General features: G+C 57.4%; 21 protein-coding genes and 3 pseudogenes. 13 read left to right on the top strand and 11 right to left on the bottom strand.

Going from position 1 to position 24,972, the window contains the following annotated elements:
• Window positions 1-322 precede the first annotated feature (322 nt).
• From JQ600_RS37220 to JQ600_RS09345, 6 genes are all read left to right on the top strand, one after another.
• Window positions 323-451, top strand: coding sequence for a hypothetical protein (locus tag JQ600_RS37220; protein ID WP_283815726.1), 129 nt, complete (start codon window positions 323-325; stop codon window positions 449-451).
• Between the two features lie 76 nt (window positions 452-527).
• Window positions 528-1,511, top strand: a complete 984-nt coding sequence (locus JQ600_RS09365) for an MDR family oxidoreductase (RefSeq protein ID WP_212489808.1) — start codon at window positions 528-530, stop codon at window positions 1,509-1,511.
• Window positions 1,512-1,652: 141 nt separating this feature from the next.
• Window positions 1,653-2,165 (top strand): hypothetical protein, encoded by a 513-nt coding sequence (locus JQ600_RS09360; RefSeq protein WP_212263283.1) that lies wholly within the window; start codon window positions 1,653-1,655, stop codon window positions 2,163-2,165.
• An 11-nt stretch (window positions 2,166-2,176) separates the two neighbouring features.
• A complete protein-coding gene (locus JQ600_RS09355) occupies window positions 2,177-3,637 on the top strand; it encodes a cbb3-type cytochrome c oxidase subunit I (RefSeq protein WP_212489807.1) in 1,461 nt (486 codons plus the stop codon).
• Between the two features lie 3 nt (window positions 3,638-3,640).
• The gene (locus JQ600_RS09350) at window positions 3,641-4,243 is read left to right on the top strand and encodes an SCO family protein (RefSeq protein ID WP_212263285.1); all 603 of its coding nucleotides are present in this window, start codon (window positions 3,641-3,643) and stop codon (window positions 4,241-4,243) included.
• A gap of 619 nt (window positions 4,244-4,862) precedes the next feature.
• Window positions 4,863-5,660, top strand: coding sequence for a formate/nitrite transporter family protein (locus JQ600_RS09345; RefSeq protein WP_212489806.1), 798 nt, complete (start codon window positions 4,863-4,865; stop codon window positions 5,658-5,660).
• 258 nt (window positions 5,661-5,918) lie between these two features.
• On the opposite strand, the gene JQ600_RS09340 is transcribed toward JQ600_RS09345, so the two are convergent.
• From JQ600_RS09340 to JQ600_RS09315, 6 genes are all read right to left on the bottom strand, one after another.
• On the bottom strand, window positions 5,919-6,767 hold the full coding sequence (locus tag JQ600_RS09340) for an ABC transporter permease (protein WP_212263287.1): 849 nt from the start codon (window positions 6,765-6,767) through the stop codon (window positions 5,919-5,921).
• On the bottom strand, window positions 6,764-7,513 hold the full coding sequence (locus JQ600_RS09335) for an ABC transporter ATP-binding protein (protein ID WP_212489909.1): 750 nt from the start codon (window positions 7,511-7,513) through the stop codon (window positions 6,764-6,766). The genes JQ600_RS09340 and JQ600_RS09335 overlap by 4 nt, the downstream gene beginning before the upstream one ends.
• Window positions 7,514-7,578: 65 nt before the next feature.
• Window positions 7,579-8,565, bottom strand: coding sequence for a YVTN family beta-propeller repeat protein (locus JQ600_RS09330; protein ID WP_249135775.1), 987 nt, complete (start codon window positions 8,563-8,565; stop codon window positions 7,579-7,581).
• 23 nt (window positions 8,566-8,588) lie between these two features.
• Window positions 8,589-9,770 (bottom strand): ABC transporter substrate-binding protein, encoded by a 1,182-nt coding sequence (locus tag JQ600_RS09325; protein ID WP_212489805.1) that lies wholly within the window; start codon window positions 9,768-9,770, stop codon window positions 8,589-8,591.
• 45 nt (window positions 9,771-9,815) lie between these two features.
• Window positions 9,816-10,448: a response regulator transcription factor gene (locus tag JQ600_RS09320; protein ID WP_212489804.1), complete on the bottom strand. Its 633-nt coding sequence runs from the start codon at window positions 10,446-10,448 to the stop codon at window positions 9,816-9,818.
• A 27-nt stretch (window positions 10,449-10,475) separates the two neighbouring features.
• Window positions 10,476-10,634 carry a hypothetical protein gene (locus JQ600_RS09315; RefSeq protein WP_212489803.1) on the bottom strand — a complete coding sequence of 53 codons (159 nt, stop codon included), beginning with the start codon at window positions 10,632-10,634 and terminating at the stop codon, window positions 10,476-10,478.
• Between the two features lie 1,052 nt (window positions 10,635-11,686).
• Here JQ600_RS09315 and JQ600_RS09310 point away from each other — a divergent pair.
• Window positions 11,687-12,508 (top strand): LuxR family transcriptional regulator, encoded by an 822-nt coding sequence (locus JQ600_RS09310; RefSeq protein WP_212489802.1) that lies wholly within the window; start codon window positions 11,687-11,689, stop codon window positions 12,506-12,508.
• Between the two features lie 682 nt (window positions 12,509-13,190).
• Here the strand turns inward: JQ600_RS09310 and JQ600_RS09305 are convergent.
• From JQ600_RS09305 to JQ600_RS09290, 4 genes and pseudogenes are all read right to left on the bottom strand, one after another.
• On the bottom strand, window positions 13,191-14,249 hold the full coding sequence (locus tag JQ600_RS09305) for a RimK family alpha-L-glutamate ligase (RefSeq protein WP_212489801.1): 1,059 nt from the start codon (window positions 14,247-14,249) through the stop codon (window positions 13,191-13,193).
• Between the two features lie 125 nt (window positions 14,250-14,374).
• Window positions 14,375-15,151: pseudogene (locus JQ600_RS09300) on the bottom strand (molybdopterin cofactor-binding domain-containing protein); the annotation flags it as partial.
• Window positions 15,152-15,208: 57 nt separating this feature from the next.
• Window positions 15,209-15,331, bottom strand: a pseudogene (locus tag JQ600_RS36785) (IS481 family transposase); the annotation flags it as partial.
• Window positions 15,332-16,595: 1,264 nt separating this feature from the next.
• Window positions 16,596-16,772, bottom strand: coding sequence for a hypothetical protein (locus tag JQ600_RS09290; protein ID WP_212489799.1), 177 nt, complete (start codon window positions 16,770-16,772; stop codon window positions 16,596-16,598).
• A 750-nt stretch (window positions 16,773-17,522) separates the two neighbouring features.
• On the opposite strand from JQ600_RS09290, the gene JQ600_RS09285 reads away from it, so the two are divergent.
• Together JQ600_RS09285 and JQ600_RS09280 are read left to right on the top strand one after the other, a co-directional pair.
• Window positions 17,523-18,731 carry a hypothetical protein gene (locus JQ600_RS09285; protein WP_212489798.1) on the top strand — a complete coding sequence of 403 codons (1,209 nt, stop codon included), beginning with the start codon at window positions 17,523-17,525 and terminating at the stop codon, window positions 18,729-18,731.
• A gap of 574 nt (window positions 18,732-19,305) precedes the next feature.
• Window positions 19,306-19,920 carry an acyl-homoserine-lactone synthase gene (locus JQ600_RS09280; RefSeq protein WP_212489797.1) on the top strand — a complete coding sequence of 205 codons (615 nt, stop codon included), beginning with the start codon at window positions 19,306-19,308 and terminating at the stop codon, window positions 19,918-19,920.
• 743 nt (window positions 19,921-20,663) lie between these two features.
• On the opposite strand, the pseudogene JQ600_RS09275 reads toward JQ600_RS09280, so the two are convergent.
• Window positions 20,664-20,822, bottom strand: a pseudogene (locus JQ600_RS09275) (DNA polymerase IV); the annotation flags it as partial.
• Between the two features lie 444 nt (window positions 20,823-21,266).
• Between JQ600_RS09275 and folE the strand changes: the two are divergent.
• From folE to JQ600_RS09255, 4 genes are all read left to right on the top strand, one after another.
• Window positions 21,267-21,893 (top strand): GTP cyclohydrolase I FolE, encoded by a 627-nt coding sequence (folE, locus tag JQ600_RS09270; RefSeq protein ID WP_212489796.1) that lies wholly within the window; start codon window positions 21,267-21,269, stop codon window positions 21,891-21,893.
• Between the two features lie 247 nt (window positions 21,894-22,140).
• A complete protein-coding gene (locus JQ600_RS09265; RefSeq protein WP_212489795.1) occupies window positions 22,141-22,497 on the top strand; it encodes a dihydroneopterin aldolase in 357 nt (118 codons plus the stop codon).
• On the top strand, window positions 22,494-23,261 hold the full coding sequence (locus JQ600_RS09260; protein ID WP_212489794.1) for an SDR family oxidoreductase: 768 nt from the start codon (window positions 22,494-22,496) through the stop codon (window positions 23,259-23,261). Before JQ600_RS09265 ends, JQ600_RS09260 begins: the two co-directional genes overlap by 4 nt.
• Before the next feature lie 66 nt (window positions 23,262-23,327).
• A complete protein-coding gene (locus JQ600_RS09255) occupies window positions 23,328-24,524 on the top strand; it encodes a hypothetical protein (protein WP_212489793.1) in 1,197 nt (398 codons plus the stop codon).
• Window positions 24,525-24,972: the final 448 nt, after the last annotated feature.

Here is a 24,972-nt window from a genome sequence, read left to right as displayed (position 1 = left end):
CTGATTGGGTAGTCGGCTCGTAGCGCTCCTGACGGGCCAACCCCAGTGCAGCCCCACGCGCGCAGCCTAGTGTCCAGTCCATTATTCGCTTCCGCGGGTCCCGGTGGCGCCTGTGAATTGCGGTTCGCGGGTTGCCGAGCGGCGCCTTCCGCCATCGAGAGGCAGCACGCGGCGGAGCAATATGCGCCTACGATCAGTGATCAGTTCACAAACGCGCCGATCGGGTCGACAATCTTGCTTGTATTTTTGAGACGATCGGTCTATTTAAAACAATACACAATTGGAGCACTCAAAGGGGAGCCAAGCTGGATGCCTCTGCGGCATGAAAATGCCTGCAAAGGCGGGACGGAGCGGATCCGTTCCGGACGATCCGGACTGGGCGCGGGCACAGCATGAAGGTGGCGCAGTCGCGGCACTGACCGAACTCGATCACTACGTCCACGAGCAATAGGCAAGGGCCGAGCAGCGCGCGTGTCCGGGCGCCGCCGACGCGCCTCCGTGCGTTGACCAAGAACAGGAGTTAGCGAGTGAGCAACACCTTCCGCGCCCTTGTGGCAAGAAAGCGCGATAGTGGACACGCCATTGGCATCGAAGAGATCACCGAGCGCGATCTCCCCGAGGCGGACGTCACTGTCGACGTGGAGTTCTCCTCCTTCAATTACAAGGATGGCCTTGCACTGAAGGGGCTGGGCCGCATCCTGCGCACATTTCCGATGATCCCTGGCATCGATTTCGCTGGAACTGTGCGCGCAAGCGCCAGCCCGTCGTTCCGGCCCGGCGACAAGGTGGTGCTTACTGGCTGGGGTGTCGGAGAGAGTTGGTCGGGCGGATTCTCTCAGCGCGCCCGAGTGAAGAGTGAATGGCTGGCCAAGCTACCGAAGGGACTGTCGACTAGGACCGCAATGGCCGTTGGTACGGCAGGGCTCACTGCAATGTTGTGCGTTATCACGCTTGAGCGGCATGGCATCAAGAAAGGCGGGGACGTCCTCGTGACAGGTGCAGCCGGTGGTGTTGGCAGCGTTGCGGTGCGTCTCTTGTCTCGGCTCGGCTACCGCGTGCATGCCCTCACCGGACGTGCGTCCGAGGAGACGTTCCTTAAATCCCTTGGCGCCACGGACATCGTGGCCCGTGATGCCTATCAGCAGCCGGGTAAACCGTTGCAAAGCGAGGTTTGGCATGGGGCGGTGGATACTGTCGGTGGAGCGCTTCTCGCTAATGTCTTAGCTTCGACCGCTTATGGCGGGGCGGTAGCAGCTTGCGGCCTGGCCGGCGGCGGCGATCTTCCGACGTCTGTCTTCCCTTTCATCTTGCGCAATATCGCTCTGCTCGGAGTCGACTCCGTCAACTGCCCAGCGGGTCGTCGCGCGGAGGCCTGGGGACGCATCGCGGATCTCTTGACGGAAGAGGACTTCGCGCGCGTAACGCAAGAAGTCCAACTCGACGACTTGCCGGCACTCGCCGATACGATTCTCGCCGGCCAGGTACGTGGCCGAACGGTCGTCAGAGTATAGCCTGAACGTTCAGCGGCGCGACCCGGGGTTATCGAGGTTGCAACCATACGGCCACGCCACACCAATGTCTTCGGCGCAACTCTGGACGATCGCTTGGTGCGTGTTAGCGGAATGATTAATCGAGTTTTGGAGGCAGGCGGCATGCATCAAACAGTTCTCTTCACGAGCTTGGTTCTAATGATGGCGGTGGCCGCCATCTTTCTCTTCTCGTTGAGTCGATCCGGCGCGGGGGACGGTAGCAAAAAGGCGCCCAAGCTCGGGGCGCTTCGCTTCGTGCTGTTCATCGGCGCTCTCGTGCTTGGCGCTGCCGTATCAATTGGTTCGTTGAGGCCGTGGCCGAGAGCGGTAGCTGCCGGCGCGGATGTGGTCAGCGTCAAGGTAACGGGCTCGCAATGGAGCTGGGAGATTGACCGCAAGACAATCCCCGTAGGCAAGCCAGTTACCTTCAACATTGCGACGACCGACGTATCGCATGGATTCGCAGTCTACGACGCTGGCGATCAGCTCCTCGTCCAAAGCCAGGCCATGCCGGGCTACATCAATCGAGTCAGTTACACATTTCGGACGGCGGGAAAGTACCGGATCTTCTGCATGGAGTATTGCGGGGTCGCTCATCACGACATGACAGACGAAATACTTGTGGTCGCGCAATAGGGAATCTGAAAATGGCTCAAGCGAATGCACCTGGTACGATTTCTGCACCTTCTTGTCCGGCCGATGGGGCTGTCAAGCTGACGATGCTGCTGACAGTTGCCGTGCTCCTGTTGATGATGGCATTCGGGCTGACCATGCGCATGGCTCAAGGGGCGCTTATCCAAATCGATCCAACGATATTCTATCGCCTTATGACGGCGCATGGAATCGGCATGGTTGGGATCGCCGGAATGTCCGGATCTGCGATCATGTGGTATTTCTTGAGTCGCCACGTCTCATTAGCTGGGTGGGTGTTTTGGATTCACCTTGGCTTATTCGTCGTCGGTGTCGTGGCGATCCTAGGCTCAATCTTCATCGGCGGATACGCCGGAGCCTGGACGTTCTTGTTCCCCCTTCCGGCGATATCCGGTGGCGTCTGGGACGTGGGTGCGGCCGCGACTTATCTCATTGGGGTAATACTCGTCGGAGTTGGTTTTCTCGTCTACTTGGTTGAGGTCGGTAGAGCTGTAATTGAGCGTTACGGCAACTTCGCGAACGCGCTCGGATGGCCGCTCCTCTTCTCAGGGAAGCAGGATGATGTGCCGCCCCCGACTGTAATAGCTGCCGCCGCAATCGTCGTGTTCAACGGAATAAGCACGGTCGTGGGTGCTGCGGTCCTTATCATCAGTCTGATAAATCTCTATCTCCCCAGCTTTACATTGGACGCGCTGCTGGCGAAGAACATGATCTATTTCTTTGGCCACGTCTTTATCAATGCGTCGATCTATATGGCCGTCATTGCGGTGTATGAGATCGTACCCGAATACACACAGCAACAATGGAAGGTCTCTCGATCGTTTGTCGCCTCTTGGAACGCAGTAGTGTTTCTGGTGATGGCAGTATACACGCATCATCTCTTTCAGGATGGCGTTATGCCTGCGTGGGCGTTGGTCATGGGGCAGATTATTTCCTATGCGAGCGGGATTCCCTTACTCGTTATCACGACGTTCTCGCTTCTCACCTATTTATACAGATCTGGCATTCGCTGGGATCTCGCATCGGCGCTCCTGGTCACGGGAATCTTCGGTTGGTCAATCGGTGCGGTACCCGCGATCATCGATGGAATGATTTCAGTCAACAACATCATGCATAATACCCAATGGGTTCCGGGTCACTTCCACCTTTACCTTCTGCTTGGCCAGGTTGCGTTGACGCTCGGTTTCTCGGCGTGGCTGACGAGGACGGGGGTTCACGCATCGCTTTCTGGGTGGAATGCTCGTGGCTTCACCATATACCTGCTCGGTGGAATGGGCTTTGCCATCGTGTTCCTTGTCTCTGGCGCGAGCAGTATACCGCGGCGTTGGGCGACACACCTCCCGGAATGGCATTTGCAGGATCAGGTCGGCAGCTTGTTCGCCTTGGCGGCGATTCTTGGGGTCGGAATCATCGTCCTTCCGATAACAAAGCGGTTGGTCTTGTCGATGAGAGGCTGAATCATGCGGCGCACGCTATTCGCGACCTGCTTGGTGCTGGCCTTCGGTGCCGCTGTGCTGTGGTGGGCTACCAGCGGGCTCAGAGCGTTTACCGCTGAGACGGCACGCCGAATTGCGGTCTTGGCATCGCCAGAACCCATCCCGGACGTCGAGCTCGTTGATGGTAGCGGACGGTCGATCCGTCTCTCAGACTACACTGGCCAAGCGGTAATCGTGGACTTCATCTATACTCAGTGTCCCACCATTTGCGTGTCTCTTGGTGATAATTTTGGTCGGCTGCAGGAGAGGATCAAGGCGGATGGCGTGCCTGCCAAATTACTCAGCATCAGCTTCGACCTCGCCCAAGATGGTCCGCGAGAGCTTTCTGAATATGCGAGAGTGCACGGCGCCGACGCAAGTATCTGGAAACTTGCGCGTCCTCGTAACGCGGGAGAGTTGCGCCTGTTGCTTGAAGCTTATGCGGTTATCGTTCTGCCGGACGGTATCGGGGGCTTTGTACACAATGCCGCTTTGCACGTCGTGGGACCCGATGGAAAGCTAACCGGGATCTATGATCTGGACCAGCACAACGCGGCATTTTTGGCTCTGCGGAGTTTTATCAAATGACTGAGCGTCTCGCTTTCTATGCAGCTGTGCTAATCCTCGTTACCGTCTCGAGCTCGCCAGTGCGTTTGCTCCTAGAGCAAAGTCTCGTCAGCCACCTTCTAATCCAAATGCCTGCGTTGGTCCTTTGCGGTTGGACCATAGCGCGACGCCATAGGGACGCGATCAATCGCGGCAGAGAAAGCTTTAATGTCGGTGGTGCCACTGGCCTGTCATTTGCGCTGATTGTCTTCTCTTTCTGGATGCTTCCTCGTTCCGTTGATGGATCGGTTCAAAATCCACTGTACGAATTCGCGAAATTTGTAACCCTGCCATTCGCCGGAGCCAGTCTAGCTCTAAGCTGGCCGAAGCTTCCCCCCTTAGCTATCGGGATCCTGAAGTGTAATCTTGTCTCCATGATGCTCGTATTGTCCTGGATCTATACGACATCGCCGAGCAGGCTCTGCAACAGTTACCTGCGTGATGAACAGGATATGCTCGGCCAGATAGTAGCCGTACTTGCTATTGGGCTAGGCTGCCTGTTCGGAGGTTCGTTGTTTTGCGGAACAACGACGATCGTCCGCAGAAAATCAGCCACCCCAATTGGGTCGGGAGGTCGCGAATGATGTCTTGCGAGACATGCATGTACTTCGCGCGCCTTGCGGAAGAAAAGACAAGGGTGATCAACCAAAGGCCATTGAGCTTTGTAGTTGGAGCGATGTTCGCGGGTGCCTATGTAGGAATAGGGATCATCCTGATATTTTCGGTAGGCCAAGTTGTCGACCCACCGTGGCGACCGCTCGTCATGGGGGCCAGCTTCGCGATCGCGCTGATTCTGGTCATCTTCGCAGGATCGGAACTATATACAGGTCATACCATGTACATGACCATTGGAAGACTGGCGGGGGTTGTCGATCTTGCCGGACTCGCTAAGGCTTGGCTGCTGAGCTGGGCAGGAAACCTCGCTGGTGCAGCCGTCCTGTCGGGATTGTTCGTCGCGGGTGGAGGAGGACATATTTTGAAGCCGGGCGCGGCATTGTTATTCGAAACAGCTATACACAAGATCCATTCGACGCCGGTCGAACTGATATGTCGCGGAATGCTTTGCAACTGGCTCGTGTGCCTGTCGGTCTGGATGGCTGCTAGGACAAAAAGCGACGCAGCCAAATGCATCGTGATCTTCTGGTGCCTGTTTGCATTCATCGCGAGCGGCTTCGAACACTCCGTCGCAAACATGACGGTATTCTCGGTCGCGCTTATGTCGAAGCACCCCGACACGATCACGGCTTCCGGCGCGCTGTACAACCTGTTCTGGGTAAGTCTCGGTAACGCTGTTAGTGGTGCTGGCGTAGTTGCTGCGGGATATTGGTTCATCTCGATCCTAACCTCCAAGCAGCTTACCGAATTGGAGAAACCAGTTCCTTCATTGCCAAGGAAATGACGGCACTCAAGTGATGGGACTGCTCAAGACTTGAAGGCCCTTTGTTCGTCGACGTCTGTATTCCCTTTCCATCTTGCACAATGTCGCTCTACTTGGAGTCGACTGTGTCAACTGCGCAGCGGGTCGTCGCGCCGAGGCATGGGGACGCATCGCGGATCTCGTGATAGCGTGGATCGGCGGCAACGCTGCATTCGGTCGCTGCGATGAAGAGGAGCGCCCCGATCGCGATCTGCCATCTGATGTTTTGCCTCCGGCGGTTCATGTCTCGCCTCCAGCGGGCCCGCGGCGGACCAGGCCGCGCGATGGATCATAGGCGTAAATCGCACCGATCATGAAGGCGGTCGTGCAGCAAAAGACAACCGCCAGCGAAATCCAGTTTGTCTGTCCATACAGCGCGAAGCGTATCAGTTCGACGGCGTGGGTAAATGGATTGAACAGGCAGACATAGTAAAGCAGGGGGCTGCCTTCCTGCACCCGCCACAGCGGATAAAGCGCCGACGAGGCAAAGAACATCGGGAAGATGACGAAGTTCATTACGCCGGCAAAATTCTCGAGCTGCTTGATGCCGGAGGAGATCAGCATGCCGAGCGCGCCGAGCATCAGGCCCGACAGCACCAGCGCCGGCAGCACCGTGAGATAGCCAATCGTTGGCGGCGCGATGTCCCAGAACCACGCGATCAAGAGGAAAGCGTAGACCTGGAGCAACGAGACCGCGGTTCCCGCGACCAGCTTGCAGAACAGCAGATACCAGCGCGGCAACGGGCTCACCAGCAGGGTGCGCATGTTGCCCATCTCGCGGTCATAGACCATCGAGAGCGATGACTGCATGCCGTTGAAGAGCTGGATCATCGCCATCAATCCGGGCGCGATATAGACCTCGTAGAGGATGTAGGTTTCGTATGGCGGGATGATGGAAATGCCGAGGACCTGCCGGAAGCCGGCGGCGAAGATGAACAGCCACACCAGCGGCCGGACCAGCGCCGAAACAAAACGTTCGCGCTGGTGCACGAAGCGCAAGGCTTCGCGCCACACGATGCCGTTCAGGCAGGTGACGTATTGCGCGAGCGAGAAGCCGCTCTGGTCTCGGTTGACGGTCGTGGAGCTCATGGCGCGGGGCTCCCGGGATCCGCCGCCGCTCTGGTCAGGCGCATGAATGCGGAATTGATGTCACGGGCTCTGGCGTCGGCGATGATATTCTCGACTGGGCCATGCGCAAGAACTTGGCCTTGGTGCAGGACCACGAGGTCATCTTCGGGCATGATCTCGTCGAACAGATGGGTGGCCCACAACACGCCGATGGCTTGCTCGATGACGAGTTGCCGGACGTGGCCGAGGATATCGGCGCGGGCCTTGACGTCGAGCCCGACGGTGGCCTCGTCCAGCAGCAGCAGCCGCGGGCGATGCAGAAGGGCGCGCGCGATTTCCAGCCGCCGCATCTGGCCGCCCGAGAGCTCGCGAACCTTGCTGCCGGCGCGGTCCGCAAGCCCGATCCGCGTCAGCACCTCGTCGCTGCGCAGGCGTGCTTCGCGTTTCGCGATGCCGTGCAGGGCGGCGTGATAGAGCAGGTTTTGCGTCACCGAGAGGTCGAGGTCGAGCGTGCGGGACTGGAACACCACGCCGAGCAGCCGCAGCGCATCGCCTGGCGCAAGGCTGATGTCGTGGCCGAAAATGCCGATGCGGCCGGCCTGAATGCCGAATAGCCGCGTGATCAGCGCGAACAACGTGCTCTTGCCGGCGCCATTGAGGCCAAGCAGCGCCGTGAAGCTTGCCGGTGCAACCGCAAAGCTGACATCGATCAGGGCGCGCCGTGGGCCGTAGGAATGGCTGACGCAGCTGATCGACAACGCCGATATCCCAGCGGGATCGGGGCGGGAATGGACGTCCGGCGCGTGGCCGGCGGCGGATGCGTCGGTTGCCGTCACGGCTGAACCAGTGTGATGCCCCAGGGAAGTTCGCCGACCTGAATGGTCTTGATGACCTTTTGCGCGGACACATCAATCACGGAGACATCGTTGGATCCGCCATTTGTCACCAACAAATATTTTTCGTCCGGGGTGAACGCCATGTGCCAGACCCGCTGGCCGACCAGAAGATATTTCGTGACTTTATGGGTGGTGGCATCGACGACGGCAACGCGGTTGGCGGGGCCGAGCGCAATGAAGCCGGTCTTGCCGTCCTTGGTGATGGAGATGCCGACCGGCTGGATCGCCTCGCGCCGCAGGCCGGGAATGCTGAACTCAATCTTGCCGGTGATGGTGCGTTTGGCGGGGTCGATGACCGACACAGTGCCGCCGATCTCCGACGATACCCACAATTCGGAGCCGTCGCGCTTGAATTCGGCGAAGCGCGGCCGCGCATCGACCAGCACATTGGCGACGATCTGGTGCGTCGTGGTGTCGATAAAGTGCGCCATGTTGGTGGTCTCGGAGGTATTTATCAGGATCTTGCCGTCCGGGCTGATGGCCATGCCTTCAGGTTCGACGCCAACCTGGATGTCACCGACCCGCACACGCTTTTCGAGGTCGACGATCGTAACCGCGTTGTCGTTCTCGTTGGCGACGTAGAGGATCTTGCCGGCGGCATCCTGGGTGAATAGCTCGGGATCGGGACCGGAGGGCAGGCTGTCCACCACCTCCTGGGTCGCGGTATCGATCATCTCGATCTTGTCGTCATCACCGACCGCGACCAGCACGAAGTTGCCAGTCTTCGTGAATTCAATACCGCGCGGGCGCTGACCGACCTTGATGGTCTTGGTGACGGTCCACGTGTCGGTGTCGATCACCGATACCGTGTTGCTTTTCTCGTTCGATACATAGGCGATGAAGGCCATCGCGGGTGCTGTGGCTGCGAGCCACATGGTCATTCCGGAAAGCAGACACCGACGCCACATCGGCGATCTCTCCATTCTCAATACAGCTTGCATTATTCTCAATGCAGCTTGCATTTGGTTTCTGACCGGTCGACGCCGAGCGTATCGAGTTCCGAGACCTGATGCAGAAAGCCCTCCTGCGGTGAAACCGAAACGACCATGCGGCCGTCAACCAGCAGGATCGGTTGGCGAAGCTGCAGGTTCCAGGGCCGCAGTGTCAGCCGCTGTCCCTTGAATGCCGCAACCGAAAAATCCGGCCCCTTAAGAAAATCGGATACCGATTTCGGGTCACCGGAGTTAATCCGCGATGTGGCCTCGCCGATCATGCGCGCCGCGGTCCAGGCCTGCATGTCCCGTGCCGTCATGCGCCGCGAATTCAGTTTGATGAAGCGGTTTTGGATCTGGATCGCGCCCCATTGATCCTGCGCGGCATCCCAACTCGTCGGCACCAGGCCCGCTGAGCCGGCGACCGGTCGGGGGTCCCAGGTCCGATAGGGTAGGTAGGAAGCGAACACTTCGCCTTCGTCCGCGGCGACGAGAACGTCATAGGCCGGCGCTTGCTGCGTAAACACCGGCATTTGACGCTGAATCAGCGTTACACCGCTGTCGGTGCGCCGCGCGCCGCCGGTATCTTCGAACACCCGTTCCCCGACAATTGTGGCGCCAAAGCGGGTCGCTGCGCGCCGCAGCGCATCGGCGTAGAGCTTGTCGGCTTCATGTGAGCCGACCGCCAGCAGCCAGCGCTTCCACTGCTTCCACACCAGATACTGGGCCAGCGCGTCGGCGAGCATCGAGCGGGTCGGGGCAACATGGATCACACTGGCACGGCAATCCTGCTCGCGCAGCCGGTCGTCGGTCACTCCGGCGTTCAACAGCACGGTCTTGCGATTCCCCAGCGCATCGGCCGCTTTCAACAGCCCGTCGGCAGGCAGATCAACGATAATGAAACCATTGCGGCCGGCGAGGGCCGTCGCCGCCTTGGCGACATCCTCATCATCCTTCAGGCGAATTTCGTCCAGGAAGAAGCGCTGATTGAGGAACTTGCCGGTGGTGTTGTTGTCCTCGATCGCGAGACGCGCACCGGCGATGCCGTCATCTTCCGAGGGCTGCTCGACGAGCGACAATTTCGATTTGATGCCGGTATGGCCGAGATAGCCGATTCCGATCTCGATAGGGTCAGCCGCGAGCGCGTGAGTAGCAACGAGACTCAAACCGATCGCACCGACCAACCATTGGATCATACATCCTCCTGACACGCCTCCTCGACTCCACCGCAATGAAGGAATTCAATATCTATTTGCAAGGATGCTGTTCTCGATCGCCAACCGAACCAGTTCGGCCGATCTGCGCATGCCGAGCTTCTGGCGCATTATCGAGGCCGTATTGGCTACCGTTTTGTATGACGAATGAACTAGCCAAGCGATCTCCGACAGACTCTTGCCGGCGCCGAGCAGGCGCAAGATCTCGATCTCGCGTGACGTCAGCTTCGACAACGGGCTCTTCGCGAACGCGGGCCCTGAAAATGCAATGCTTCGGGCGATGGCGGGCGGCAAATAGGTTCCGCCTTTGCCCACTTCGCGGACGGCCTCGACCAGGTCGTATGGATCCCCGGTCTTGGAAATATAGCCTTTGGCGCCGGTTTCGATCGCGCGGGCGACGAAGATCGGATCGTCGTTCATGCTGAACATAATGATACGCGCTGACGCGTCGCGACTGAGGATGCGCCGCGCCAGTTCAAACCCAGATACGGTCGGCAGGTTGATATCGAGAACGCAGATTTCGGGATTCTCGTCGACAAAAGCCCCCTCGCCACTCTCGGCGTCGGAAGCCTCCAGTATGGTGGTGTCGGGGTCGTTCGCGAATAAGGCGCGGCAACCCGAAGCTACGATGCGATGATCATCAACTATCAGAACACGCATTGATATGTCAGCCTCGAACAGCCGGCGTCAGGCATTGATATTGCATTGCATCTTCACAGCGCGGACGCCATCGTTTCCGTCATTGGATATCCTATCGCTCGATTCGAGATCGAGCTGAGCAGCCGGCGTTTCAGCTGCCGATGCAATCAGAGCCTTCATCCGGGTTGTTTTGAACATTTTCAGCATGAAGCGATTCCAATTCGATTGATGCTCACTCCACGGCTTGTCGACTGAGACGTGATCGCCCACAACGCTGGATAGCAGCACAACTCCAAACTGAACAATTATTAGATCAGATCACACTCATCTCGACCAGAGATGATAGAGAACGACCGAGTACATGGCCTGAAGCGGCGACGCTTCGGCGCCGGCTCCGCGGGTGAATGTATGGAGAGATCAGGCTTATCAAGGAAGCGAGGATCCGTCGTTTCGATTGGAGTGCACGAAGCAATTCTGCGCAAACCCGTCCACTGCAATCGCCTTTGTGGGACCTACCATTGTCATGAACGAAAGCGGCGATCTCCGTCGCTCGGTCTGCCTATCGCGTCGTTCTGCCTCTTCTCTCAAACCGCGCTAAGCAGCTGCTTCTACATCGAGAAGCTTACAGCTGACGCGCGCCGCATTGGATCGGACATTTATCCGATATCGGCCAGCAACGCTGTTGGGCATGCTGAGCAATTATTGCTTTCCGCATGGGAGCGCCGAATGAAAGCCTCGCGTAGAAATCGCTATTGGCTGCCCTCGTCCTCGGTACCCTTTGGACGGCCATTGCATTCGATATGCCCAAAGCAACGAGCCTCGTCTTCGCAGATAGTCGAACTGGAAAAACTTGATTCCATTGCTCGGAAAAGAACCTGTACGTCGTTGCCGTCCAGAATCCTTTGATGTCTGTACCAACGATCCCGGTCGTTAGTCTGCGGCGACTCGCGCAGCAAAGCGCTCACGACAATCTTGCGCATCCCACGAAGGATCCAGCGATCTGCGCTACCGATCGGAATCGCTTCGGCATCTCGTTCCCTCATCTACCGCTATCGACACCCCACATCTTTGCGGCATCGTTCGTGGCCGAAACAGGGAGCATGTGCTGGTGGCTTGCTTGATTCTAAAACGATGTCCCGACAGATCGAATAGGCCGGCTACGCAGCGAATTCGGACATTTTCGTCTTGTCAGCACAGCCCTAAATCACTCGTATTCAACCGTTCGACCTGTCTACATGTTACATTTTTGGGGGGAAATCATGACGGAACCGTCAAGAGCAGCGGACGTTGCTGGGGATAGCGCCGTTTCGGAATTTTTGGTTCAGCTCGATCGAGCGACCTGCACATCCCAGATTCGGTCCGTTTTTCAGGAAGCAATCGAACCGATGGGGTATCGCTACTTCGCGTATCACGTTGTGCAAAACGAGGTACTGTTCGAGAACACGTCAAGGCAGATGCTCGGCATCACCAACTATCCGGAGCACTGGCTTTCTCATTACATCGGCAACGACTACGTCAACTGCGATCCGATAGTGGACGAACTCTTTCGCTGCAGAGTTCCATTTGTTTGGAGTAAGATAGCCGTTCCCGATCGAATGTCATGTCAGCAGAAGCGCCTAATGGATGAGGCCTCCGATTTTGGAATTCGAGATGGACTGACCATTCCACTCGTATCGCGAACTGGAGAAAAGGCATCCGTAAGCCTCGTCCACGAAGGTCGTGCCCGGGCGATCGAAGCCGCATTGACTAACTACAGCGAATTGCATGTGATGTGCGAGTTCTTCCACTCTCGGGCGCTTCGCATCGTCGACGAAGAGCATTTGAAGGGGCACTCACGGCGACGGAAGTCGTTTCTTTCTCGACGAGAGACGCAGTCCATATTTTGGGCGGCGCGCGGCAAGTCCGCCTGGGAGATAGCCAAAATCCTGAATATTTCGGCCAAATGCGTTGAATTCTACTTAGAGTCTGTGAAGAAGAAGCTGAATGCTGTGAATCGTACCCAAGCGGCGGTCAAGGCAGCGAAGCTGGGCTTGCTAGATATTGACCCTAGCTCCATGACCTTGGACATCGAATCTGGCTAGGATGAGGGGCGATTTCTGGGCAAATGCCACACTGGAAGCTGCCGGTCGCATACGCTCGTGTTTCGAAGACTCCATAAGAAGGAGACATCAGCACGGTTTCTTCCGAGCCTCTCGTTATTCCGTGATCTCGCAAGTCTTTCAGTCGAGGGTTAGCCTGTGATTTCTCGCGCGTCCGAGGATGTCTAGCGGAACGTGTATCTCCTCCCGGTTAGGCCGCCATCGGTCTCGAAGTCGACAGGAGAACGTAGATGCCTGTGACAACCTCGCCACTTGAGCGAGTGAACGTCAATGGCACTCACAGTCTGCGTCCGCTCCCATCGAGGAGACGACGATGACGGAGAGACCCGCCACGTCGCGGCCGCTACCGGACGCACCCCCAGTCACCAAGCGAGTCGTGAAAGACTAGGCCGACCATGTCCCTGTCGTCACTCTGACTTGAGATCGCCGAAGGTCCGCAAGGTTTCCAGAACGGTACGGGTCCCCGTGCTTAGTGGGTCAGTAGCCTCGCTGGCCTTGCGCATGCGGTCCCGTTGACAGCGTCCCTTGTGAAGGAATACACGGCGCGGGTATGAGATCGTCGCCCACCGCACACATCGTCTCCCAAAAGGAAGTAGGATAACTTTGCATCTTCGGCCGGAGGGGCCGAAGCCGGGATCAAGGCAGTAGCCCATACTCAGCAGCCTCAATTTACCTCCAACTCGTCATCAACGAGTCCCGATGCAGCGTATAAGGTATCTGGCGTGCGTGAAGGCGGCCTTGACGGATAACCGCCATTTTGCGGGAAATACTTCAAGTGTTCGCGAGCTGGCCGATTCGAAGGGGTATGAGAGGTCAGAGCTGCGCGACAATCTTGATTGATTTTCGCCTTCACGTTACTCAAGCGACGGAAGAGGGCATCGGTGAGATGCTCCGCGCACTTGGGACGCAGGCCAAAAAAGAGCCGCGGCTCAACCGCCTCGCACTCTGTTAACAATGGTCCTTGCGGCGTTGCTGCAAGATCGACGCGAGCGAAGATGGTAGCGGCCGGCAAGGCACCAAGTACTTGACCGGCTACGGACTTCTCTGTCTCACTCGCTTCGTGAAGTTGAGCCAACGGCGTCTCGGATCCTGGCGTCATCGGTCCCCGCAACACGGCATGGCTATAACGACCTTCGATGTAGATCAACGACCGCTCGCCCTTCGTCACGAGGTCCTCTACAAACGGCTGTATTACAGCACCGCCATAGGCGTCTAGCGCATCGATGTGCGCTTGGCCGGCGTTACGATCGGCTGGATAAGCGAATCGCCTTACCTTGAACGATCCGAGAGATACTGCTGGCTTCACAATCACGTCCGACCAGCCCCTCTCATTGCACACTCGTCCAAAGTCCAGGATTTCGCCCGCAGCTCCGATAGAGGTCGGTACAACCGGTACACCCAACGACAGGAAATGGAGCAAGTATCGTTTATCAACTAAAAATTTGATCGTTTGAGGACAATTCACAATGGTCGTTTGACGACTTACACGTTCAATCCATAGGAAAAACTCTTCTATACTGTGATGGTAGTCCCAAGTGGAGCGAATGACCACCATGTCAAAGATGTGCCAATCGACTGATGGGTCGTTCCAAACCACAATTCGATATTCGTGCCCGCGACTTTCAATGTATCGTGCAAGTATGTCGTCGTCATCGACACCATTTGGAGTAATGGTCGATGTAGCAAGTGCGATTACTTTTGTTAGCTCGTTGATGACTGGCATGAGTATCCTTTCACTCAAACAAATTTGGCGCAGAGCCGGTGTCGGTCGAACGACCTGACCCGGCTTCCATTCAAAGAGTACGACTGCTTATCTGCTGCTTGAATTTCGGAAAAATTCTAGGGGCAGTGAATGATCGAGACTTGGCTGAGCGGAATGCCGAGACGATCCGAGATGATCTGCACGGTCGTGGTCTCGCGACTCTGGCCGTGGCTGTGGGTGCCAGTGAGCAACTCGATAGTGCCGCGGATCTCCGCGGATTCCCACGGTACGCCAGCGCCGAGGCTGCCGACCGCCGTTTACGGTGCGGCCGCCGGCCTCGATGCAGCAGGACACGCCGATGCCGCGAAGCTTGCCGCCCGCCTTTGGTTTGGCTTGCGGACACGGAAGGCGGCATAGTCAATGGCTTTTTATCGCGGCGTGGAAGTCGCCGATGTCATACGCATGATCACCGGCGTCTGACACGGTAACAGCGTGATGAAGTTATTACTGGGCAGCTCAGCCGAATCGACCCGCAATTGCCGCGCCGCGGTCGTCATCATCCGTGCGAGGGGATAGCTCGCCTCGGGAGGGCCAGCACCGGAATCGGCGTCTACCGGTGTGATGCCGGTGTAGACACCCATTACCTCGGCGTAGTTCGCCGGAGTTACACACTGGCCCGCCGTCCCCGCCGTACGCCGACATCACGAGGCGAGCGAGATGCGGGTTCTGCAAGGTCGTGTAGAGAGTGAAGTGCTCCTCGGCCTGGTCGTATTACGCGATCACGGCACGCGGCTCCATCGCGTTCGGCACCGGTTGTTCGTCAGCTCCAGGCTCACCACATTGGCGACCTTGCTGAAGGCGTCCTTCGCTGCGGCTTCGTCGCCGAGGTGCCAGTCATACACCTCGTTGCCGGGTATGGCCGGGAGGAACGGTTTCTCAGTCCCTGCAGGCCCCCCGCGCCGATAGCGATCAATCCACTTCAGTACGGTGCGCGGGCAGACGCCTGTGGTTTGTGCGGCCTTCGGCGTCTGCCCGCTCTGCAGTGGCCGAACAATATGCTCTCGACCACGCGGCGTAAGCCGGGCATTCTCATGGATATCCATTCGGTCCCTCTTGGGAGTGCTAAAGCTTCGACAGCTGCGGCTTCTCCGACTGGGAACAAATGGACAACCTATTGAAAGTCATTCACCAGCACATACAAAGTGTGCCCCTAGGAATCAGCCTTGCGAAGACCGACTGCGTTTTCGTGAGGTCGTCGGCACTTGCGCCGAGGGGCCTGGAAGACACCAGGTTCTTGCCTTCGACAAGCCTCGTAGCGCGGACGCCATCGCTTCGGCTGACGAGCATCCTATCGTTGGAGACGAGGCCAGGTGATGCCGCGACAACCGATGCTACCGCTGCTGTCGTGATCTTTCCAGATCCCGGTTGGTCGAGCGTTACGCGACCAGCCGACATTGCGGAAGTGGGCGCCGAGGCGATTAGTGCAATGAGCGCAACCGATCCGTAAACCGTGGCAAGCATAGACCTGTTCGCCGCGGCCAGGGGACGTGATGCAACGCTCGATAGCCCGTCTTTCGTTCGAATCTTTTGGGAAGTTGTAGGCATCGTAAAACTCCTTTCAGGGTTGACGCTCCATCCACTCACCTTGAGTAGCAGGTGGTGGAGCGGTGCAAACGAAGCTGAAAAGGGGTAACGGTACCATTCGGAAAACTTCCCGAGTTGACACTTCTAGATCAGTGGCCGGCGATAGCGTTCCGCCTCGAGTGTCGTCTCTCTCATGCGGTTCTTTAACGAAGCGAGAATCGTTGGGAAATGTGGCAGATACATTCCGTCGCAATGGCCGTGCAGAACGACCAGCGGCAAGATAGACATGAGTGCCTGCGCGCGCCGATAAGCCGTTCATTAAAGTCGGCCATTCGGGATATCGCCGTCTCCGATCTTGTTCGCGCTCCATATTCACGCAATCTGCGGCATCATCGTCGTACACCACTGGGACCAAGATGAGCTATAGAAGTATGACGGATGGCGACAATAGCCGACTTGTTCGTTAACTTGTGGCTGACCCGAACCGTATCCCGAAAACGCCATAAGCTCAGCGTACGAGGAGATTTCGTTGCACTTGAGGTTTGTGTCGAGAACCGAGCGCTCGCCGGCAAGCCGAAGTCGTCAGAATTGAGCGCTCAGCTTGGCACGATTGATCGTGATCACTCTCCAACATCTCCGAGGACGCTTGAGTAAGTCGATTGAAACGCCGTGACAACCAAATTGTCGCAGCGGGACCTAAACTAAATTCGATTTAGCGGCCGCGATTGACGGTTGCTCGACGAGCGCGCAAGCTTTCTGGCTTGCCGAAGCCTAAGCGACGATTCATAAATGCGACTTCACCTCATTACGCGCGCAAAACGCCTCTTCGCGCCCGTGAAATTGCTGTTCTCGATCCTGATCAACGAAGGGCAGTGGCGCGACTGCGAGCGCCACTGCCTTGACTAGGTCAAAATAAATTGTTTTGGCACCTGTAACAGCTGCCTGCGAGGACGACGCCATTCAGCTCTCTTCGGTCTGTCCTCATATACTCCAACCGCGCTTCGTCCTTTACGTGTCTTGCGATCACCGTTCGGCCTGCAATCTTTCCGGATACGCGCTGATCGAGCGTTACGGAACCGACCGACATTGCGGAAGTGGGAGCCGAGGCGATGAGTGCAATGAGCGCAACCGATGCGCAAGCTGTGGCGACTAGAGATCTCTTCGCTGCCGCCAGGGGGCGTGCTTCAATGCTGGACAGATCGTCTTTCGTTCGGATCGCTTGGGAGATAGTCGGCATCGTAAAACTCCTTTCAGGGTTGACGCTCCATCTGTCCACCTCGAGTGATAGTGGGTGGAGCGGTGCAAGCGATACTGTGAAGCGGTAACGAGACCATTCGGAAAACTTCCGGAGTTGACTCTGCCGGATCAGTAGACGGCGATCGCGTTCCGCCTCGAATATCGTCACATCTCATGCGGTTTGTCAGAGAACGAAAGACCCTAGGAAATCTACCAGATATATTTCGGCGCAATAGTCGTACAGAACGACGTTGTGGGAAAGAAGTCGAGCCTGGAAGCTTTCGAGGTTCCCTCTCAAGTCACCGCGACACTTAACGGGCGGGGAGAGGAGGTGAGCGCTAGTGCACGTTGGCAGGCCGCCATCGCGCTCAGCTATTTGGGACATTGCCGTCTGTGATCTTGTCGCGCTCCCTATTTACGCAGTCTGCGGCAGTATCGCCGTACGCCACTGGGACCAAGATGAGCTGTATAACTATGACGGATGACGACCATGGCCGACTTGCTAACGTTCTTCTCGCGCACAAACGGTATCTAGAAAGGATGACAGTTCGTGATCTTGAGATCGATCATCCATTGGGCTTTTTGCACCAAACATTGCTGAGGTATTCTCTGGCGAGGTTCGGCCAGTCGCAGCCCACGCGGCAGCAAATTCGCGAGACCGTTTTTGACTACTGGGCATCGCCTGAGAAACGGGTCTCGCTTTTCACGGATCTTAAGCGCGCGAATTCATTCGGAGCACGATGGGCGAGCGAGAATATGGACGCGTGGCCGAACACGCGCGCGAGGGTTTTTGGTCCAAGGCTCGCTCCTATGTATTGCCATGCCGGAATTGAGCAAAATGCTCAAGACGAACGCGTGTCTGCGACAAATCCGGCATCTGCATCATCTATAGCAATAGTCGCTGAATCGGCGGTCGAACGTAATGGGATACTCATCCAGAGAATAAGCAGTCGCGAATCCCGAACTGTAGGCGCGACGATGTTCTATTGTTTTGCGATGGATAGCTCCGACGAAAAGGCGTTGCCGTTGCAGGTGCCGGTAGCCGTGCTTGCGAATACGCTGAAGTGGATTGCGGAACAGGGCCTACCGTACGTGGCAGATCGCGCGTGGCCAGTGCTGGAACTGAGGCGCGATTTGATTGGGCATCTTCCGCGGGAGTCAATCAGCAATGATACTTGGTTCGAGGACACCTGCACCCGTATTCTCGCCGCCCGCAATACGGGAAACATCCTCACCAAAGCCGGTACTCAACGCTTGCGTGAAATGGTGCCGGAGATAGATGTTCCTGATGACGTCGCGAGCTCGTCGATAGGGCTCACGGACGACACCGGTGAAGGGTGGCGTGGACTTGGCGATGGTCGAGGTTCAACAGTTGATCTCGTAATTGGTCTTGCGGATACGTTGGCAAATTTGGTGGCCGTTCGCTCTCTAGATGAGACTGCGAAAAATCTACTCAGGGTGCTTGCTTGGGCGTTTGTTCCAGTAAATTTACCCGTGGCTGAGCCAACGGGGGCCGCGATGTTTCAGTGCTATGTTACTGGTCGGTGTAGGCGGTTGCCGAGCATATTGGGTGACATCTTCCGCTTGTTATCCAACAAATCCTTTGAAGCATCAAACAAGCTTCTCGACGTAGAAGCAGCTGCTTGGCTCATTTTGAGAGAAGACGCCGAAAGAGCGCGATAGGCAAGCCGGACGAGAGAGGACCGATCACCGGTTTCGCTCATGATGATGTCAGCCGCCGCAAAGGCGATTGCGGTGGACGTTTACGTGGAATTGCGTGGAGTGGACAACGGCGGATAGAGTTGAGCCGAAGCCAGGCGATTTGGGGCGGGCGGAAGCTGACCGTCTTGCTACCGGGAGAACTGCTCCGGCATCAGACGAGCTGCGCATTGACCAGTTTAGGGAGGCGTGGTTCTCGGGCATTCGGAGCGGCGCATGAGCGGGAGTGCACTGACCACTTGGCTTTAGCAGGCGTTTCGCGGGGCGTTCGACGGCGATCGATGAAGCACTCGTGCGGACGGGGCGTTCGATCAATCCGATCGAGCATCCATGGCCTGATTCGTAAGCTTCCGGGCAATCTACACCCGATTCCGTCCGAGTTTTCGCCGGTGGGGCGACGCCTGCGAATGCATTCGACACAACTGCTTATCGCCTTCGCCAACGGCTTACCACCCGGAAATTTCCTAGGGGTAACCTCCCAGATGGAAGAACCGCGCCTCCCGCCTCATCCTGAAAATGATAACGCGGGAGTGAGCCCATGATCGAAGTGATCTCAAAATGCAATCGCCAAATGTGCACGTCGTCGCTGATATCGTTCTTTGAGCTACGTTATCGGGTATTTAGCCAAAGGTTGGGTTGGCCCGCTAGGAACAACGGGCTACCCATCGGAATCGAGGTTGATGAATTCGATCGCGCCGATACCGTGTATATGGTCGTCCGAGACATCAAGGGCAACGTAATCGCAGGGCTTCGATTACTGGAAACAACTGGGCAGTACCTGCTCGGCAGCCATTTTAGCAGCTTCGTGGACGGGCCGTCGCCGTGTGATTCGAAGGTGGTCGAGGTTTCTCGGCTTGTGCTGGACCCATGCCGAGACCGCCAGGTAAGCGGTAGTGGAGTTGTATCGCAACTTGCATGGGCGCTCCAGAATTACGGCTTAGCTCTGGGTCTCTCGCATTACGTTTCGCTTTCCTATCTTGGTATGGAGAGAATTTTGCGCGCTTCAGGGTGCTGCTTCGAGCGCCTAGGCGATCCTCGCGAAATCGATGGCCGATTGTCCGTGGCGCTGAAGTTGGACATCAGCGGCCGGATTCGGGATCTATGTGGGGCAAGGATCGCGAATTCCCGAGATTTAGATTTTATCGGCAGTTGATATAGCGCGCTGGCCGCTATGTTGCTGGCGATGGCACTCGTCGCCTGCTGGATCTACGACCGGTTCTTCGGCACTCAACCATTTCCGGCGGCTCGGCTTAGGAGAGGGCTGCATCCGCGATCTCTCCGGCAATCACCAAGAACAAGCCTTTGGCACACCGGCCGTTCAGCCAGCATTGCGAGTGCCAACGCATACAGCGGTGGGGTGGTTTTTCGGCGCCATTGAGCGTGATCCTCCGTCCAGTCTTGCCAACCCGGACCTCGTACCCTTGACCGGCGGTTATTCGACGCTGACTACGGCTGCCTCAAGTAGCTCCGACGCGGGAACTGGCAGCCTGACGTAACGCACGCGGGAGTATTCACTCTATGAATCCCCAAATCAGAAAACCTCCTCGTTTTTCGGGCAGTTGGAATTCGCCAGGCGATTTGTGGAGGTAACTTTTGGGGAGTCTCACGGGCCTGCGCTGCCGTTTCTGGGCGTAAAGCGGACGTCAAAGACCTAGTGTCAGCGTGAGAGTCCGGTCACGTCGGCTCCTGCGCACGATCCGATAATTTCTGCCCAAAGCTGAATTTGGCCCGGATGATCGCGTCGCGGATCGATATTTCTGCTTGCGCGCTGAGGTCTACGATCTGATCCATTCATCTAGAATACCAGATCACGCTGAAGTGAGCAATAAACGTGGCTGATCGACTCGTTTTTAGGGAGCCAAGCATAGCCGCGAATGGCTATCGCCGCCCGGCAGGCTTGGTCGTCACCGACGGCATCGCTGATCGTACGCCGAACTTGCGTGCTTCGTAGCTCGAGGCCGCTACGACGCCGCGGATGCGAGATCCGCCGACTGCGACCGGTTTGCCGCGGAGATCCGGATCGTCCCGCTGCTCTACGGACGCATAGAAAGCGTCCGTGGATGATCTTTCGTTGACGGGGTAAGGGTTCCACCCTGTTCGTTATTCCCCTCGGTCACCTTGTCGGCCCGGAGCGTGTGAATCATCCGGTGGCGCCGGACGGTCCCTATTTCGTCGGCCGCGGCAGGCTCTGGCCATGCGAACACCGGTCTCATTTGGCCGGCTAATTGCGGCCCGGCGAGCTCACTCGACATGGTGTTTGGATCGGTTGTACGACCGATACCGGCTGTGCGCAGAAAAGAGCATACTGTGCTTAGCGTGATTTCCAATCATGAAGCTGGTTGCGTTGCTCTCGCCGAAATAACGCGTGCTGGCGGCCAAGACCGTCGTCGGATGCTCTAAATAGAAGGTCAGCAAAACCGCGTTCTCAGTCGATCATCGGCGGAGCTCGCGACTCAATCAGTCACGCACCGCTAACGGCACATTCCATCCGGAGAAGAGATGACCCAATTCTATTCGGTTGCGGTTGAGAAAAGTCAATCGCAAGCATCCGTCAAGCCACTTCCTGATGCACGAGAAAGGATCGCTGAGGCGGTCCGCAATATTCTGCTCGCGATCGGAGAGAGTCCAGATCGTGAGGGACTGCGCGACACGCCGGCTCGGGTAGCGAAAATGTATCTCGAGGTTCTTGGAGGCCTTTATGACGATCCTGGCGTGCATCTAAAGACTCAGTTCACTGCAGATCAGCATGAGCACATTGTGATCGTGCGGGACATTTCATTCTTTTCCATGTGCGAACATCACCTGCTTCCTTTTCATGGGAAAGCGCATGTAGCCTACCTTCCGGAAGGCGGACGTCTTACGGGATTGAGCAAGATCGCTCGCGTCGTGCAAACCTTGGCGCGGCGACCACAATTGCAGGAGCGCCTCAGCTCCCAGATCGCCAATACAATCTGGGACTCGCTCGCGCCGCGGGGAGTCCTCGTTCGGGTCGAAGCCGACCATATGTGCATGGCAATGCGCGGTGTGCGCTCCCCCGACAGTCGAACGATAACGGTGGTGTCCCGCGGCGTTCTAGAAGCGGATGACGGGTTACGAGCCGAGACACTCAGGCTGCTGCGTGATTGATAATGAGAGACCCCGCCATCGCTATTCGTCGAGGACAGACGCAAATGCAAGGTCGAGGGAGGCGCGCAGCTGGCTGGCTTGCGCTTGTCCAGCACAATCACTGCGCCGTGGCGCAACGATTGCGGCCGACAACTAGGCAATCGGGACACGAGCTCGGATTGCCTTCGCCTGACTTACGAAGGAGCCAGCGTCGTCCATCTCGCCGCCGTGCGTCGCCAGAAATGAGTTTTTCCTTGTGAGTGGGTCCATGGAAGCAAAGTATCTGGTCCATGGCTATCGGGGGCAGGCAGCTATCGGTTGCGCTGAGGAAGAGCAGGGCATTCGACAGGAGGTCGTCATTCATCTGGCCGTTTTCGTAGATCCGGACGACGATATTTTCGAAGACATCAGAAGCATGCCCTACGACTACCAGATCGCATTGGATGTCTTGGATAGCGCCTTCCAGGAAGGGCACTGGATTCTGCAGGAAGCGTTAGCGAAGGCGATCGCTGATCGCATTCTGGCCCATCCCCGGGTCATCAAAGTTGAGGTTCACACCATAAAAGTACAGCGCTACCCAAACACGGAGGGAGTTGGGTTTCACCTGACCGCCAACCGGCCGTGATCGATCCGACAAAGGTGGCGCTCGTCACGGGCTCGAGGTCGCGCATAGGCCTTGCTATCGCGCAGCTGCTGGCGGCGCACGGATGGTCAATCATCGTTCACACGTCAACCGACGAGGGGGAGGCCCGTCGAATATCGATGCAGCTTAATGACCGTCCGATGCCGATCTGGCGATCAGACCTGACGCAGGTTGATGGAGCGCTGGCATCGTTTTCGAACGATATCCTTCCAGCCTATCCCTCAGTCGCCCTCGTTCTTAATGCGAGCATTTTTCAGAATGAATCGGTGAATAGAGTTGAATCGGCGATGCTGCAGCGAATGATGGCAATACATTTTGAGGCGTCAGTCCTGCTAATGCAGGCCGCTGCAACGTCAAGGGACTCGGCGGGGCAGGCAGTTGTCATTCTCGACCAGAATGTTGAGAATTTGCACGGGGACTTTGTTGCGTATTGTCTGTCGAAGACTGCGATGTATGCGGCTATTCCCCGCATTGCGCTGCTCTGGTCGCCGTATCGGGTCAACGCAGTCGCTCCCGGCCCAACCCTTCCACTTGATGTTCCGGGCCATGCCGCCGCGTTCCACAAGGCGGTCCATCGAACTCCGCTACGTCGTCCCGTAGCACCAGCAGATGTTGCAAAAGCCGTCTTGTTTCTCCTGGAGGCTGACGCGGTCACTGGCCAAACCATTTTTGTCGATTCTGGCCAGCGACTGAAGCAGTGGCGTGAACCCTTCGCCGTCGGTGTGAGAGGCGACGGTCAAGCGTGAGCGGATCAGGCGGCCGGCGCGGAGCCCGGAATGTTGCAATGCGGATTGCCAAAAGGTGAACCTCCGATGAGGCTGATGCGCGACCCGTCCGCCGCCGTCCTGCTCCTTATCGGCGCTTCGCCAATCACCACATCCGTTGCAGTGTTGCCGATTCTACCAAACACTGTGGTCTGGTTTTCGGACTGGCCCGGCCCCGAATTAATTGCGCAGATCTACTTCGTTATACCGACGTTGATGACGGCCATGATGGCCCTCATGCTCCGAGGGCGCCTGGCTCAAATTGACCAGCGAAGACTTTTGGCCGTCGGTATTGCTGGCTTCGCTGCGTTTGGCGTCAGCAGTGGCTTCGTCAGCAGCGGCGAGGGTGCCATGCTGACCAGGGCAGGTGTGGGTGCGTCGGCGGCGCTCATCATCATGCCGTTCAACGTTCTTGCCAGTCGCGGGTTTGATGGTCCAACTTCAACGTGGCTCCTGACTTACCAGAGCCCGGCCACCAGCTGTTATGGCCTGCTTGTTACAGCGGCGACCACATGGCTTGCAGCTATCAACTGGCGATATGTTCACTTCTCATTTTCCCTTCCGTTGCTGTTGCTCGGCATGTTCGTACTCACGAGGTTTCTGACCTCGGCGCATCGTTTGCAGCGACCAATCGCGCCGTACTATGAAGGCGCGTCGACCCTGGATCGGCCGAGGCTGATCTGGCTTGTCGCCGTACACATGTTGGCTCAGATTCTCGTCTTTTTGCAGATCGGGGAAATAGCTCTGACCGTTGGCCTGATCGAGATCAGGAGCGCTGCAGCGATGACGTTCTATCTGGGTGGTCAGCTATTCGGCGCTGTCATCTATCGTGTCTTTGCTTCGTGGATCGGCAGTGTCAGTTCACATATCCGCGTTGCATTGATCGCATCCTTCGTTAGTATGGTTGGTCTCTCGGAGTCCGAAGGAACAGCATCTGTTTTGCCATGCCTCGTACTTGCGGGTCTGTCGTTCAGCCACATCATGCCCGCTGTCTTCGAAATGATGCGAGAATCGTTCCACGGCTGCATCCAGGAGCGGATGATCGGGAGCGTGATAGCCGCTTCCTTCTTCGGCCAGTTTGCTGCGCCGTTCGTCCCGTACTGCGCGTCTTTGCTGCTAGGATTTTCCGTGTCTCCGGCTACTGCGGCAGCAGCCGCCTCAACGTTGTTGCTGCCAACAGGGTGCCGAGTCAGTCATTGCCGGGATCGCACGATCGTTGCTCCGCGGAATACATGCGTCCCGTGACTCAACCATCAGATCTCGGCGGAACGGTCTTGCGACTCACAGCCCCCGAGTTATGGCTTTCAGTGTGGCCGCCGCCCGTGTCGAGCAATCAAGCCTCCGGAAGATGCTCTCGACGTGGGTCCTTGCCGTGCTAGGGCTCAAGGCCAGCTTCCGCGCCACCTGGCGCCACGTCCTCAGAGGGAAAGCGCGTCTCAGACCTCTCGTCGGACTGCGGCTCGGAGCCTCCGCCGAGCGAACGCTTCGCAAAACGCGGGTCGGTGCGATCAGAAAAGCTGGACTCCGCCTCGTTCGGTCTGGTCCCTCGGGGTCGAAGGCGCCTCGGGACGGCCGTTGGGCCGGTCGGTGGACACCCGAGCTCTCCCTTGGAAGAGGAACTGCCGCCACGGGCGACGACCTGGATTCCAATATCGAGGAGGACCGCGTTCCTGGCGGATCAGCTGACGACGAG

Origin of the sequence: Bradyrhizobium sp. AUGA SZCCT0176 (assembly GCF_018130145.1) — a bacterium.
In the GTDB taxonomy this organism is placed as follows: domain Bacteria; phylum Pseudomonadota; class Alphaproteobacteria; order Rhizobiales; family Xanthobacteraceae; genus Bradyrhizobium.
Note: the sequence above shows the minus strand (reverse complement) of the source record. Positions and strands in the feature narration are given on the sequence as shown.

What these genes read in the sequence shown, in the direction of transcription:
- JQ600_RS37220 (WP_283815726.1), top strand. Translation starts at nt 323, where the DNA reads ATGAAAATGCCTGCAAAGGCGGGACGGAGCGGATCCGTTCCGGACGAT.
- JQ600_RS09360 (WP_212263283.1), top strand. Translation starts at nt 1,653, where the DNA reads ATGCATCAAACAGTTCTCTTCACGAGCTTGGTTCTAATGATGGCGGTG.
- JQ600_RS09355 (WP_212489807.1), top strand. Translation starts at nt 2,177, where the DNA reads ATGGCTCAAGCGAATGCACCTGGTACGATTTCTGCACCTTCTTGTCCG.
- JQ600_RS09350 (WP_212263285.1), top strand. Translation starts at nt 3,641, where the DNA reads ATGCGGCGCACGCTATTCGCGACCTGCTTGGTGCTGGCCTTCGGTGCC.
- JQ600_RS09345 (WP_212489806.1), top strand. Translation starts at nt 4,863, where the DNA reads ATGTACTTCGCGCGCCTTGCGGAAGAAAAGACAAGGGTGATCAACCAA.
- JQ600_RS09340 (WP_212263287.1), bottom strand. Translation starts at nt 6,767, where the DNA reads ATGAGCTCCACGACCGTCAACCGAGACCAGAGCGGCTTCTCGCTCGCG.
- JQ600_RS09330 (WP_249135775.1), bottom strand. Translation starts at nt 8,565, where the DNA reads ATGGAGAGATCGCCGATGTGGCGTCGGTGTCTGCTTTCCGGAATGACC.
- JQ600_RS09325 (WP_212489805.1), bottom strand. Translation starts at nt 9,770, where the DNA reads ATGATCCAATGGTTGGTCGGTGCGATCGGTTTGAGTCTCGTTGCTACT.
- JQ600_RS09320 (WP_212489804.1), bottom strand. Translation starts at nt 10,448, where the DNA reads ATGCGTGTTCTGATAGTTGATGATCATCGCATCGTAGCTTCGGGTTGC.
- JQ600_RS09315 (WP_212489803.1), bottom strand. Translation starts at nt 10,634, where the DNA reads ATGCTGAAAATGTTCAAAACAACCCGGATGAAGGCTCTGATTGCATCG.
- JQ600_RS09310 (WP_212489802.1), top strand. Translation starts at nt 11,687, where the DNA reads ATGACGGAACCGTCAAGAGCAGCGGACGTTGCTGGGGATAGCGCCGTT.
- JQ600_RS09305 (WP_212489801.1), bottom strand. Translation starts at nt 14,249, where the DNA reads ATGCCAGTCATCAACGAGCTAACAAAAGTAATCGCACTTGCTACATCG.
- JQ600_RS09290 (WP_212489799.1), bottom strand. Translation starts at nt 16,772, where the DNA reads ATGGCGTCGTCCTCGCAGGCAGCTGTTACAGGTGCCAAAACAATTTAT.
- JQ600_RS09285 (WP_212489798.1), top strand. Translation starts at nt 17,523, where the DNA reads ATGACGGATGACGACCATGGCCGACTTGCTAACGTTCTTCTCGCGCAC.
- JQ600_RS09280 (WP_212489797.1), top strand. Translation starts at nt 19,306, where the DNA reads ATGATCGAAGTGATCTCAAAATGCAATCGCCAAATGTGCACGTCGTCG.
- folE (WP_212489796.1), top strand. Translation starts at nt 21,267, where the DNA reads ATGACCCAATTCTATTCGGTTGCGGTTGAGAAAAGTCAATCGCAAGCA.
- JQ600_RS09265 (WP_212489795.1), top strand. Translation starts at nt 22,141, where the DNA reads ATGGAAGCAAAGTATCTGGTCCATGGCTATCGGGGGCAGGCAGCTATC.
- JQ600_RS09255 (WP_212489793.1), top strand. Translation starts at nt 23,328, where the DNA reads ATGAGGCTGATGCGCGACCCGTCCGCCGCCGTCCTGCTCCTTATCGGC.